Origin of the sequence: Rhodococcus tukisamuensis NBRC 100609 (assembly GCF_001894985.1) — a bacterium.
In the GTDB taxonomy this organism is placed as follows: Bacteria; Actinomycetota; Actinomycetes; order Mycobacteriales; family Mycobacteriaceae; genus Rhodococcus_G; species Rhodococcus_G tukisamuensis.
Genome location: NZ_BCXG01000021.1, coordinates 20,965 through 33,671 on the forward strand (window position 1 = coordinate 20,965; position 12,707 = coordinate 33,671).

The following is a 12,707-nucleotide window of genomic DNA, read 5'->3' on the forward strand; positions in this document are numbered from 1 at the left end:
ATGGTGTTCGTACTGGGAGTGGTGCTGTTCGCACTCGGCATCACCGTCTCCATCGCGCTGCACGAGGCCGGCCACATGTGGACCGCCCGCGCGCTGGGGATGAAGGTGCGTCGCTACTACATCGGCTTCGGGCCGAAGATCTTCTCCTTCCGGCGAGGGGAGACCGAGTACGGGCTCAAGGCCATCCCGGCGGGCGGGTTCTGCGACATCGCGGGCATGACCATGCACGACGAGCTCGCCCCCGACGAGGTCGACCGGGCGATGTACAAGCAGAAGACGTGGAAGCGGCTGGTCGTCATGTCCGGCGGCATCGTGATGAACTTCGTGTTCGGCACCGTGCTGGTCTTCGTGCTGGCGATGGGCTGGGGCCTGCCGAACCCCGAGACGCGGGCCGTCGTGGACGGCGTCACCTGTGTCTCTCCCAGCCAGGGCCCCGGACCCGACTTCGCGCTCGCGGAGTGTGACGGGGTCGGACCGGCGCAGGCCGCGGGCATCGAACCGGGCGACGTCGTGATCGCCGTGAACGGGACACCCACTTCCACCTTCCGGGACGTGGTGCTGGCGACCCAGCCGCTGACCGGGACCGCTGAGTTCACCGTCGACCGCGACGGGCGGACGGTCAGCGTCCCGGTGCAGGTCCAGCAGGCCCAGCGCTGGGTCAACGACCCGGAGTCGACCGAGGCCGCGCCCCGGCCGCCGATCTCCCAGGAGGTCGGCGCGATCGGCATCAAGGCGCCGCCGCCACTGGTGAAGTACTCCGCGGTGGCGGCCGTCCCGGCTGTCGCGGACTTCACCGGCGACATCTTCGCGCGCAGCGTGGAGGGCCTGGTGCAGATGCCGAGCAAGGTCGTCGACCTCTGGCACGCCGTCACCGGCGGCGAGCGCGGACTCGACACCCCGGTGAGCGTGGTCGGCGCCTCGGTGATCGGCGGCCAGGCCGCCGAGGCCAGCAACTGGGAGACCTTCGTCCTGCTGCTGGCGACGCTGAACTTCTTCCTCGGCATCTTCAACCTGGTGCCGCTGCTCCCGCTCGACGGCGGGCACATGGCGGTCGCGATCTACGAGAAGATCCGCAACGCGTTCCGGTTCCGCCGTGGGCTGCCCGCGGGCGGGCCGGTGGACTACGCGAAACTGATGCCGCTGACCTACGTGGTCATCGTCCTCGGCGGCGCATTCATGCTGCTCACGCTCACCGCGGACATCGTCAACCCGATCAAGATCTTCTGACAAGAAGACTAGACTTTTCCTGTAGCGACGAAAGAAGGCACACCCCGTGACTAGCCCCGTTGGACTGGGCATGCCCGCCGGCCCGGCCGCAGTGCTCGCGCCCCGCCGCCAGACCCGCCAGCTCAAGGTCGGCAACGTCGGCGTCGGCAGCGATTCGCCGGTTTCGGTGCAGTCGATGTGCACCACCAAGACTCACGACATCAACGCGACCCTGCAGCAGATCGCCGAGCTCACCGCGTCGGGCTGCGACATCGTCCGCGTCGCGTGCCCCCGCCAGGAGGACGCCGACGCGCTCGCGACCATCGCGAAGAAGAGCCAGATCCCGGTCATCGCGGACATCCACTTCCAGCCGCGCTACATCTTCGCGGCCATCGACGCCGGCTGCGCCGCGGTGCGGGTGAACCCCGGCAACATCAAGGAGTTCGACGGCCGGGTCGCGGAGGTCGCGAAGGCGGCGGGCGACGCGGGCATCCCGATCCGCATCGGCGTCAACGCCGGCTCGCTGGACCCGCGGCTGATGGCCAAGTACGGCAAGGCCACCCCGGAGGCGCTGGTCGAGTCCGCGCTGTGGGAGGCCGGCCTGTTCGAGGAGTACGGCTTCGGTGACATCAAGATCTCCGTCAAGCACAACGACCCGGTGGTCATGGTCGAGGCGTACCGCCAGCTGGCCGCCAAGTGCGACTACCCGCTGCACCTCGGGGTGACCGAGGCGGGTCCGGCGTTCCAGGGCACCATCAAGTCCGCGGTCGCCTTCGGGGCACTGCTGGCCGAGGGCATCGGCGACACCATCCGCGTCTCGCTCTCCGCGCCGCCCGCCGAGGAGATCAAGGTCGGCACCCAGATCCTCCAGTCGCTGAATCTGCGGCCGCGCAAGCTCGAGATCGTCTCCTGCCCGTCCTGCGGGCGGGCGCAGGTGGACGTCTACACCCTCGCCGACGAGGTGACGGCCGGGCTCGAGGGCATGGACATCCCGCTGCGCGTCGCCGTGATGGGCTGCGTCGTCAACGGTCCGGGTGAGGCCCGCGAGGCGGACCTCGGCGTCGCGTCCGGCAACGGCAAGGGACAGATCTTCGTCAAGGGCAAGGTCATCAAGACGGTGCCCGAGGCGAAGATCGTGGAGACGCTGATCGAGGAGGCGATGCGCATTGCCGAGGAAATGGGTGACGGTTCCGACTCGGGTACGCCGGTCGTGACCGTCAGCTAGGACAGCACCGTATGGTGGGCGTCACACGTCCACTCGATTTTTCCGACGGACCCGGGGGTGACTGGGTGCTCAAACTGCTCGGTGCCAGGCAGCTCGGCACGCGGGACCGCGCCGACGTGCTGCAGGTGCTCGACGCCGACCCGATCGCGACGTGCATGGTCGCGGCTCGGGTGCAGGACCTCGGCGTGGAGCCGCGCGCCATCAACGGGGAGCTGTGGAGCCGTGGCGGGCCCGCGGAGTCGCTGTGCTTCTCCGGCGCGAACCTGGTGCCGCTGCGCGGCAACCTGAGCGACCTGCGGGCGTTCGCCGACCGCGCCTGCCGGGTGCCGCGGATGTGTTCCTCGCTGGTCGGCCGCGCCGAGCTGACGATGCCGCTGTGGGAGATGCTCGAGGCGGACTGGGGCCCGGCCCGGGAGGTTCGCGCCGAGCAGCCACTGCTCGCACTGGCGGGGCCGCCGGCGATCGCGCCGGACCCGCGGGTGCGGCTGGTGCGGATGGACGAGCTCGACGCCTACCTGGTGGCCGCCGTCGCGATGTTCATCGAGGAGGTCGGCATCGATCCCCGCGCCAGCGACGGCGGCCGCGGCTACCGTCGCCGGGTCGCCGGGCTGATCGCGTCCGGGCGGGCGTGGGCCCGGTTCGAGGGCGGCAAGGTGATCTTCAAGGCCGAGGTCGGGTCGATGTCCGCGCAGGTCGGCCAGATCCAGGGCGTGTGGGTGCATCCGCGGTTCCGCGGTCAGGGGTTCGGCGGCGCGGGCACCGCGGCGGTCGCGCAGGCCGTCGTCGACTCGGGTCGGATCGCGAGCCTGTACGTGAACAGCTTCAACCGGGCGGCCCGGCAGACCTACGACCGGGTCGGGTTCAGCCAGGTGGCCACGTTCGCCACCATCCTGATGGACTGACGCCGCCCGGCCCGGGCGGCGGGGTCCTCCGGTGACGGGCCATGCGCGCCTTGCCCTGTCGCCGTCGGCCCACCCCTAGGATGGGCACCGATGATCTCCCGAGCCGTCCGCCGCCGCCTCCGTCCGCCCGTCGTCCTGGTCGTGACGGGGGCCCTTGCCGTCGGCCTCGCAGCCTGCACGCCCAAGCCGGCCGGGCCCGAACCGGTGGCACAGCAGTTCCTCACCGCCGTCGCGGAACGCGACACCGGCCGCGCGGCGGACCTCTCCGACCGTCCGGACGCCGCGCAGGCGGCCCTCGACTCGGCATGGGAGAACCTGCAGGCGGAATCGCTCACCGCGTCGACCGGGACCGTCCGGGTGAACGGGGACACCGCCACCGTCGGCTACACCTACGAGTGGCACCTGCCCAAGGAGCGGGTCTGGACCTACACCGGCGAACTGCAGATGGGCCGCCGGGACGGGCAGTGGGGGGTGCGTTGGAGCGCGACCGACATTCACCCGAAACTGGGCGACACCCAGACGATGTCGCTGCGGGCCACCCCGGCGCCGCGGGCCCGGGTCAACGAGCGGGCGGGCTCGGACGTGCTGGTGCCCGGCACGACCACGCGGATCGGTTTCAACCCACGGGAGGCCGGCGACGTGGGCTCGGTCGGGGCCGCGCTGGCGGCGACGCTCGCGCCGTTCGACAAGACCCTCACCGCCCAGTCGCTGGTCGAGTCGGCGACCGCGGTCAAGGGGGTCTACCCGGTGATGACCCTGCGTCAGGACGACTACGAGTCCGTCGCGGCGACGCTGGCCGGGATGCCGGGCGTCTCGGTGGTCGAGGAGGCGGACCTGGTCGCCACCGACCGGACGTTCGCGCCCGACCTGATCGGCCAGGTCAAGAAGCGGGTGATCGACGAGGTGGACGGCAAGGCCGGCTGGAGCGTCGTCACCGTGAACAAGAACGGCGTCGACATCGACGTGCTCACCGAGAGCAAACCCCAACCGGTGCCTTCGTTTTCGGTGACCCTGGACCGTCCCGTCCAGGTGGCCGCGCAGAACGCCGTCGACGCCCGGCCCGACCAGGCGATGATGGTGGTGATGCAGCCCTCGACCGGCGCGATCCTGGCGGTCGCGCAGAACAAGGCCGCCGACCGCGACGGGCCGGTGGCGTCGACGGGCCTGTACCCGCCGGGCTCCACCTTCAAGATCATCACCGCGGGCGCGGCGATCGACAACGGACTGGCCCAGCCCGGCAGCATGGTCGGCTGCCCGGGCCGGATCGAGATCGGCGAGCGAACGGTGCCCAACTACAACGAGTTTGCGCTGGGCACGGTGTCGATGAGCACGGCGTTCGCGCGGTCCTGCAACACCACCTTCGCGAAGCTGGCGAGCGAGATGACGCCCGACGCGTTGACGGTGGCCGCCGCGAAGTTCGGCGTCGGCCCCGACTACACCGTCGCCGGGCTGCCCACCGACTCCGGTTCGGTGCCGCCGGCCTCGGACCTGGTGCAGCGCACCGAGGACGGCTTCGGCCAGGGCAAGGTGGTGGTGAGCACCTTCGGGATGGCGCTGGCGGCGTCCACCGTCGCGCACGGGTCGACGCCGGTGCCGCAGTTGATCGTCGGCGAGGAGACCACGATCTCCGGGGCGCACCCGGAGATCAGCCCCGCGATGGTCGACGGTCTGCGCGGGATGATGCGTGAGGTGGTCACCAGCGGCACCGCCGAGCGGATCGCCGACCAGGGCGAGGTGTACGGCAAGACGGGGGAGGCAGAGGTCGACGGCGGCTCGCACGCCTGGTTCGTCGGCTACCGGGGCGATCTCGCTTTCGCGACGCTGGTGGTGCGGGGCGGCAGCTCCGACAACGCGGTCGCGGTGACCCGGGACATGCTCGCGGCGCTGCCGGACGGGTACTGAACGAAACCCGTTCGACCGGAAGGGCATCGAGGGCCACACTGGTGACCGTGTCCGTTGGTCTGAAACCCCTGGCAGAGTCGTTCCGCGCGCTCGCGTGCTCCTCGCCGTGGCGCTGGTCCACGCTCGAGTTCGAGCTGGACCGGTCGGGCGAGGTCGAGCACGCGTGGATCCGGCGACCGGATCGTCTGCGGGTGGAGGACCGGTCGGGTGCGGTGTTGTACACCACCGTCGGCGTCGCCGGCGGTGCGATACTCCGATGGTGGCGGCGAGCGCGTCTCGCGAGTCTGGCCGACGGACGTCGAACCCCTGTACAGCGCAGACGGTTTGGTCCTCGAGCGACCCGACGGAGTCGGCATCGACTACGACGAGCCGTTCCACGACGACTACTTCTGGGTCGCACTGCTCGATCCCGCGGAACTGGCGGCGGGCGTCGAGATACGTGAGGTGAACGCGGTGGAGCATTACGGCAGACCCGCGTGGGAGGCGACGGTGCGGCCGACGGGGGAGTACGAGCCGCGGTGCTCGTGCTGCTCGCTGCTCTGCGGCGACGGCGAACCGGGCCCCGGCCCGTGGCCGCCGACAGCCGAGTCGGTGGTCCGACTCGACGTGCAGACCGGGGTGTGCGTGTCGGTCCGGCACGTCGGCGGTGCCGGTGCCGGCCCCCAGCGGGCGGACATGCGGATCGCGGCTGTCGATGCGCCGATGGCCGACGAGTTGTTTCGTGCCGATCACAATGGTGCGGCAGGTTCGTGCCGATAGGTCTGCACGTCTGGAAGGTGGGGCGAGGCTTTGGCTGACGATCTTCGTCGCGACGACGGTCCGGACGTCGACTGGTTCTGGGACGTTGTCGAGGAGTCCTCGCGGAGCCGCGACCGCCTTCGCGAAATTCTTGGACGCCTGCCGAAGGACGCCGTCTACAAGTTCCAAGATCTGTTCTTGGACTTCGCCGCCGAGCTACAGGACGAGCCGTACCGATCCTGTCTCGGGCCCGACGAGTCTGAGGATGGCCTGGAAGATGCAGCGCAGTGGGTCGTCAGCCAGGGACGCGTGAGGTACGAAGCGGTTCTCACAGAGCCAAGCCGGATGCCATCACACATCGACGGCGGTGATCCAGCCAACCTTGGCGGGCTCGCTTACGAGGTCTACTACGACCGGTTCGGGGAGCCCCTGGACCTGATCTAGGGCATGTCTGACAAAGGTCGGGTCGGTAGCCGAGCCGGGCCGAGGCTGTGCAGGATTCCTGTCCGCCGAGGCAGCGGTTTGGTCCGCACTACCCGCCCGCGGGGATCAGGTCGGCGGGCTTCATCGTCAGCGGGTCGACCGCGTCGCGCAGCTGTGTTCGCACGCTCTCGATTTCGGCGTCGGACAACCCACCTGCACGCAGGTATCCAGCCGCGCCGCCGTGCACTCGGTCAAGCCACTCCATAGCCGTCTCGATCGCATCGGCTGGCGACTCCGTCGCCAGGGCGCGAAGTCTCGGCACAGCAGGAATGCCCAAGGACGTGATGAGGCCGAGCAACTGCTCGGCGAACGGGCCCGCCAAGTTCTCGCCCGTACGCGTGTAGTCCTCGACGATCGCCCGCCGCTCGACATCGGCGAGCATCAGCAGAATCGCCGATACCAACCCAGTCCGGTCCTTTCCCGCAGTGCAGTGGAAGAGCACGCCGGGAGGAGACCCGTCAGCAGGAGTGACGATGCTCCTCGCTGCGGTCGCGAACGCGGCAGCACTGTTCTCGAGAATCGTCACGTAGAGATCACTCAGCAGGGGAACCTGGTCGACGATGTTCTGGATCTGATCGTGCGCCAGCGACCCACTGCGCCCATCGGAGGGAAGTAGTTGCTGCACAAGCTCGTCCATGGCCCCGCCCTGAACGGGCAGCGAGATGAACCGGACGGAACCATCCGTAGGAAGCGCATCCGGTGCCCGGCGCCGCTCTCCCTCGGTCCGCAGATCCACAACCGTCCCGATCCCCAACGACGCCAACTGCTCAACTCCCACCGGGGTGAGCGAACTCAACGCGTCGGAGCGATACAGCACCCCAGCACGCACCGTGCCGCCACCCACGAGCGGTAGCCCCGCAAGACCGCGCGCGTTGTGTGTTACCTCGAGCATCGTGGATAGATCCATCCGAACTGCTCCTCACCTTGACGTCGAGTGAATCTGGATGAGCCGACAACGATGCAAATTTACGGGGGAGGACCACAGAACGGGTGAAACTGGATATCCACCACGAACGGTGCGCACCCGGCTCTGCTCAGCCCGACGAACGAACTCAGAGACGAACAAACTCGGAGGCGTCAAGCTGCATGTCCTTACCAAGGCGGAGCTGCTCCGAGATCTCATCGCCTCGACCTCAGCGATGTGGGGCTCGGGCCGGACGAGGCTCTGCGATCACGGAGAAGCTGCCAACGCTCGCATCTCGCGCGCTCTCCGCGCCGACTGTCTACTGGATCGTCGGCGTCATCCTCGGTTACTGCGCATCCGAGCGAATGAGCTGGAACCCGACGTGCAGGGCGGAGCGCCGGGGGTGCTACCCGCCGACGTACACGCGGGCGTCGATGACGCGCAGGTCCTTTCGGTTCAGGTAGGCGAACAGCACGGCATGGCGACCGTCGACGGTGCACGACGCGGTGACCGTGTCGCCGGCGGCGATGGTCTTCGTCAGGTCGGTGACGGTGCGGCCGCCGAGCATCCGCAACGCCTCGCCGTTGCCGCTCGCCGCGGACTCGACGAACCGCTGCACCGCGCGCTTGCCGGGAGCGCCGACGCTGCGGACGGCGGCGCCGAATGCGAGCGAGCCGCCGAGGCCCTGCAGTCGGAGCATCCGCGCGCCCATCCCGGCGCCGACCCGGAGCTTCGCCGGCGACACCCCGGCCACCTGTGCGAACATCGGTCCGACCTCCCAGTGCGCCGCGATCCGGCGGATCCGCGGCGCGCCGTCGTCGACGGTGGCCTCGTACAGCAGGTGCATCGGGGCCTTCGCCGTGACGTCGCCGGACAGCCGGGTCTCGATGGTCACGTCGCGGACCACGTTCAGCCCGTCGACGATGTCCTCGCGCTCGACGTGGAAGCGGATGTCGTTGGGGGCGATGAAGGTTTCCCAGAATCGGGCCAGGGGTGCGTTGCCGCGCTCGCCGCTGCGGCGGTCGTTGAGCCCGCCGTGCACGGGCCGCCCGCCGACCGGGTCCTCGACCACGTGGCGGTACGCGAAGAGGTCGAGCCAGGCCTGCTTGTCGTGTGCGGCGACCGCGGCGGGAGAGGCGTGGGCCAGCGCCAGCAGGGTGTCGGTGGTCGCGGTCATGGCTCTCCCGTGGTCGGTGATGTCGGTTCCACGGAGTATGCCAGGAATGCTAGAACGTGTTCCAGAATTAGCGACTGCCGAGGTTGCCGTGCTCAGTTCATCGGCCCGGGCGGGACGCCCTCCTCGCCGAGGAACTCCGGGTGCAGTTCCGCCTTCACCCCAAGGCGCTTGTTGACGGCCACCGTCACGAACCACAGCACCACGCCGATGGCGAGCAGCACACCGGCGATCTTGTACTGCACCGGGTCACGATCGGTGAGCGGGGTGGCGAGGAACGCGCAGCTGACCGCGCCGACGATCGGCAGCACCGTGGGCGCACGGAAGTGCTTGTGTTCTACCACGTCCCGACGGAGCACCAGCACCGCGACGTTGACCACGGTGAACACGCAGAGCAGCAGCAGCGCGGTGGTACCGCCGAGCTGGGGCACCTCGCCGACCACGGTGATGAGCCCGAGTGCCAGCACCGTCGTGAAGCCGATCGCGACGTACGGGGTGCGTCGCGACGGGTGCACGCGGCCGAGTGCGTAGGGCAGCACATGCTGGCGGGCCATGCCGTAGAGCAGGCGGCTGGCCATCAGCATGTTGATCAGCGCGGAGTTGGCGACCGCGAACATGGTGATGAACGCGAAGATCCCCAGCGGGAATCCCGGCGCGCCCGCCTCGACCACCTTCAGCAGCGGGGTGTCGCCCTCGCCGAGTTCGTTGATCGGCACCAAGGCGACCGCGGTCACGGACACCAGGACGTAGATCAGGCCCGTCGAGACGAGGCCGATCAGCAGCACCTTGGGGAAGATCCGGGTCGGGTCCTTGCACTCCTCGGCCATGTTGACCGAGTCCTCGAATCCGACCATGGCGTAGAAGGCCAGCGTGGTGGCGGCGATCACCCCGCCGAGTGCCGACCGGTCCCCGGTGTCGAAGGTGGCGGCGCGGGAGAAGTCGCCCTCGCCGACGCCGAGTGCCCACATGCCGATGAAGATCACGATCAGCAGGCCTGACAGCTCGACGCAGGTGAGCACCACGTTGAGCTTCACCGACTCGCTGACCCCGCGGAAGTTCACCGCCGCGACCGCGAGCATGAAGACGATGCCGATGATCGTGATGCCGGCGCCGGTGCGCACGTCCCAGTCGAAGGCCTCGGCGAAGTTGGAGGCGAACGCCCGCGACGCCGTCGACGCCGAGGTGATGCCCGAGCACATCACGGCGAACGTCACCATGAAGGTGAAGAACTGGATGCCGAAGGCCTTGTGGGTGTACAGCGCGGCCCCCGCCGCCTGCGGGTACTTCGTCACGAGTTCGAGGTAGCTGAACGCGGTGATCAGGGCGACCAGGAAGGCCACCAGGAACGGCAGCCACACCACGCCGCCCACGTCGTTGGCGACCTGGCCGGTGAGGGCGTAGATGCCGGTGCCGAGGATGTCGCCGACGATGAAAAGCAACAGCAGCCACGGACCCATCACGCGTCGGAGGGTGGGTTCGTGCGTGCCGGCGTCCTCGGTTGGTCGCGGAGTGGTCACGTCCGGCTCCTCTCGGTGTGGGCCACCGGGTCGGTGGCACCGAATTACGGCAGCAGCCCCAGTCGCCGCGCGGTCACCACGGCCTCGTGCCGGGAGTGCGCGTCCAGCTTGCCCATCGCGCCGCGCAGGTAGCTCTTGACCGTCTCCGGGCGCAGCGAGAGCCGGTGGGCCACCTCGTTGTTGGTGCAGCCGAGTGCGATGTGGGCGAGCACGTCCAGTTCGCGGGGCGAGAGGGTGACCGCGTCCGGGGCCTCGCGGTCGCGCTCGCCCGCGAGCGCGGCCAGCTTCTCGGCGACCGCCCGCAACCGGTTGCGCAGCGGGCCCTCCGGCACCGACTGGGCGATGCCGCGCAGGTCGGCATGGGCGTCCCGGATGCCCTCGGCGACGGCGCCGTCGACGGCGGGCGAGGCGGCGTCCTGCACGCCGAGCATCCGCAGCCGGCGGTCCACCTCGTCGCGGACGGTGATCTCGGCGGCGAGCCGGCGGCCGGCCTGGATCAGCGCCTCCGCGGTGCGGTCGCCGATCGCGGTGGACTCGCGGACCGCGGCGTAGAGCACCGCACGCGAGGTGCCGGCGACCATCACCGGCACCGCGACCACCGAGCGCAGGCCCTCGCCGAGCACCGGGCCGTCGTAGTGGTGGGTGATCGTCCGGTCGCTGCCGTAGTCGGGCACCGCGGACGGCCGACGCAGGTGCACGACGCGGCCGCCGAGTCCGGATGCGGGCGGGACCACCAGGCCCTTGAGGCCGTTGGTCCGGGTGCCGAGGAACTCGGTGAGGTGCAGCGACCCGTCGTGCACCTCGCCGCCGAACAGGACCGGGACGGCCGTCAGCGCGGCGGTGTGCCGGAGCTCAGCGCGCAGCGCGTCGCCGTCTCGGGGGCGCAGGAGCGACGGCGTGCGGGAGTCCATTCGGCTACCCCTTTCCGGGGGTGGTGGAAGTGTCGTGTGAGCTAGATCATAGGTCCTGACGAGAGTTCGGTCCGAGCCGGACCACTGGGAGAAGGAGTTGGACATGGGCGTCGACGCCACTGCGCGGGTGCGCGAGCTGTTGGAGCGGTACGACACCCCGGAGGCCTGCGCGGCAGAGCTGTTGTGCGACCGGCATCCCGCGGCCGACGTCGCTTTCACGGTGATCGAGGGCGACCTCTCGTCGCGGGACCTGACGTACGGCGAATTGCGTGCCGAGTCCACCCGGTTCGCCGCCGCCCTCGCCGACCTCGGCGTCGAGCCCGGCGACTGCGTGGCCACGCTGATGGGCAAGTCGGCGGAACTGGTCGTCGCGCTGCTCGGCATCTGGCGTCGCGGCGCCGTGCACGTGCCGCTGTTCACCGCGTTCGCCGCGCCGGCGATCGCGTTCCGGCTCGGGGCCAGCGGTGCCAAGGTGGTCCTCTCGGACCGGGACCAGCTGGCCAAGCTGGCGCCCGGCGAGGACATCCCGGCCGACGCGCCCTGGCGGGTGATCGTCGCGGCCGGCGACCCCCAGTCCGACGACCAGCTCCGCTTCCAGGACCTGCTCGACGCCCATGCCGCGGACGACCCGGCGGGCGCGGCGGTCGCGCGCGGCGGCGACGCGCCGATCGTGCAGCTGTTCACCAGCGGCACCACGGGCACCCCGAAGGGCGTGCCGGTGCCGGTGCGCGCGCTCGCGTCGTTCCACGGCTACATGGAGTTCGGGCTCGACGTCCGCGAGGACGACGTGTTCTGGAACGCCGCGGACCCGGGCTGGGCGTACGGGCTGTACTACGCCCTGCTCGGTCCGCTGGCCGCCGGTCGCCGCAGCCTGCTGCTGCACTCCGGTTTCTCGGCGCAGCTCACCTGGCAGGTCATCGAGAAGTTCGGAGTCACCAACTTCGCCGCCGCGCCCACCGTGTACCGGAGCCTGCGGGCGGACACCGGGCCGGTGCCCGAGATGAACCTGCGCCGGGCGTCGTCGGCGGGCGAGCCGCTGACCCCGGACGTGGTGGCGTGGTCGCGGACCGCCCTCGGCTGCGAGGTCCGCGACCACTACGGCCAGACCGAGCACGGCATGTTCATCGTCAACGCCTGGGCGGACGGGCTACGCGAGGACGTACCGGCCGGGTCGATGGGCCGCCCGCTGCCGGGCTGGTCCTGTGCGGTGCTGCGCGAGGACGCGGACGAGGTGGCGACCGCGGGCACCGCCGGCCGGGTCGCCATCGACACCGCCGCCAGCCCGATGATGTGGTTCTCCGGCTACGTCGACGCCCCGGAGAAGACGGCGGAGCGGTTCAGCGAGGACGGCCGCTGGTACCTCACCGGCGACGCCGGCAGCACCGACCAGGAGGGGCGCTTCTTCTTCTCCTCCCGCGACGACGACGTGATCATCATGGCCGGCTACCGCATCGGCCCCTTCGATGTGGAGTCCGTGCTCGCGATGCACCAGGACGTGGTCGAGTCGGCAGTCGTCGGCATGCCCGACGAGCTGCGCGGCGAGGTGCTCGAGGCCTTCGTGGTGCTGCGTGACGGGGTCGACGGCACCGACGCGCTCGAGGTGGAGCTGCAGACGCTGGTGAAGAAGAAGTTCGCCGCGCACGCCTACCCGCGGACCGTGCACTTCGTGCCGTCACTGCCGAAGACCCCCAGCGGCAAGGTGCAGCGCTACCTCCTCCGCAAGGGGTAGGCGGCTCCGCCGCCCG

Annotated in this window: 11 protein-coding genes; 7 read left to right on the forward strand and 4 right to left on the reverse strand. The window is 70.1% G+C overall.

Annotation, left to right across the window (positions count from 1 at the left end; all coding sequences use genetic code 11):
• The 6 genes from RT2_RS18820 (at position 1) to RT2_RS18845 (ending at position 6,417) form a co-directional block, all read left to right on the forward strand.
• Entirely contained in the window at positions 1-1,227 is a 1,227-nt protein-coding gene (locus RT2_RS18820; protein WP_072846332.1) for a M50 family metallopeptidase, read from the forward strand.
• 46 nt (positions 1,228-1,273) lie between these two features.
• Entirely contained in the window at positions 1,274-2,431 is a 1,158-nt protein-coding gene (gene ispG / locus RT2_RS18825) for a flavodoxin-dependent (E)-4-hydroxy-3-methylbut-2-enyl-diphosphate synthase (RefSeq protein ID WP_072846333.1), read from the forward strand.
• 65 nt (positions 2,432-2,496) lie between these two features.
• Positions 2,497-3,333: a GNAT family N-acetyltransferase gene (locus tag RT2_RS18830; RefSeq protein ID WP_072846334.1), complete on the forward strand. Its 837-nt coding sequence runs from the start codon at positions 2,497-2,499 to the stop codon at positions 3,331-3,333.
• 90 nt (positions 3,334-3,423) lie between these two features.
• A complete protein-coding gene (locus RT2_RS18835) occupies positions 3,424-5,235 on the forward strand; it encodes a penicillin-binding transpeptidase domain-containing protein (RefSeq protein WP_083577487.1) in 1,812 nt (603 codons plus the stop codon).
• 243 nt (positions 5,236-5,478) lie between these two features.
• On the forward strand, positions 5,479-5,994 hold the full coding sequence (locus RT2_RS18840) for a hypothetical protein (RefSeq protein ID WP_083577488.1): 516 nt from the start codon (positions 5,479-5,481) through the stop codon (positions 5,992-5,994).
• Positions 5,995-6,024: 30 nt separating this feature from the next.
• The gene (locus RT2_RS18845) at positions 6,025-6,417 is read left to right on the forward strand and encodes a DUF4240 domain-containing protein (RefSeq protein WP_072846335.1); all 393 of its coding nucleotides are present in this window, start codon (positions 6,025-6,027) and stop codon (positions 6,415-6,417) included.
• 88 nt (positions 6,418-6,505) lie between these two features.
• On the opposite strand, the gene RT2_RS18850 is transcribed toward RT2_RS18845, so the two are convergent.
• The 4 genes from RT2_RS18850 to RT2_RS18865 form a co-directional block, all read right to left on the reverse strand.
• Positions 6,506-7,363, reverse strand: a complete 858-nt coding sequence (locus RT2_RS18850; RefSeq protein WP_072846336.1) for a tyrosine-protein phosphatase — start codon at positions 7,361-7,363, stop codon at positions 6,506-6,508.
• Between the two features lie 403 nt (positions 7,364-7,766).
• Positions 7,767-8,537 (reverse strand): nuclear transport factor 2 family protein, encoded by a 771-nt coding sequence (locus RT2_RS18855; protein WP_072846337.1) that lies wholly within the window; start codon positions 8,535-8,537, stop codon positions 7,767-7,769.
• Positions 8,538-8,629: 92 nt separating this feature from the next.
• On the reverse strand, positions 8,630-9,991 hold the full coding sequence (locus tag RT2_RS18860) for an APC family permease (RefSeq protein ID WP_083577496.1): 1,362 nt from the start codon (positions 9,989-9,991) through the stop codon (positions 8,630-8,632).
• Positions 9,992-10,095: 104 nt separating this feature from the next.
• Positions 10,096-10,962, reverse strand: a complete 867-nt coding sequence (locus tag RT2_RS18865; RefSeq protein ID WP_072846339.1) for a helix-turn-helix transcriptional regulator — start codon at positions 10,960-10,962, stop codon at positions 10,096-10,098.
• Between the two features lie 103 nt (positions 10,963-11,065).
• Here RT2_RS18865 and RT2_RS18870 point away from each other — a divergent pair, with 103 nt between their 5' ends.
• Positions 11,066-12,691, forward strand: a complete 1,626-nt coding sequence (locus RT2_RS18870; protein ID WP_072846340.1) for an AMP-binding protein — start codon at positions 11,066-11,068, stop codon at positions 12,689-12,691.
• Positions 12,692-12,707 lie beyond the last annotated feature (16 nt).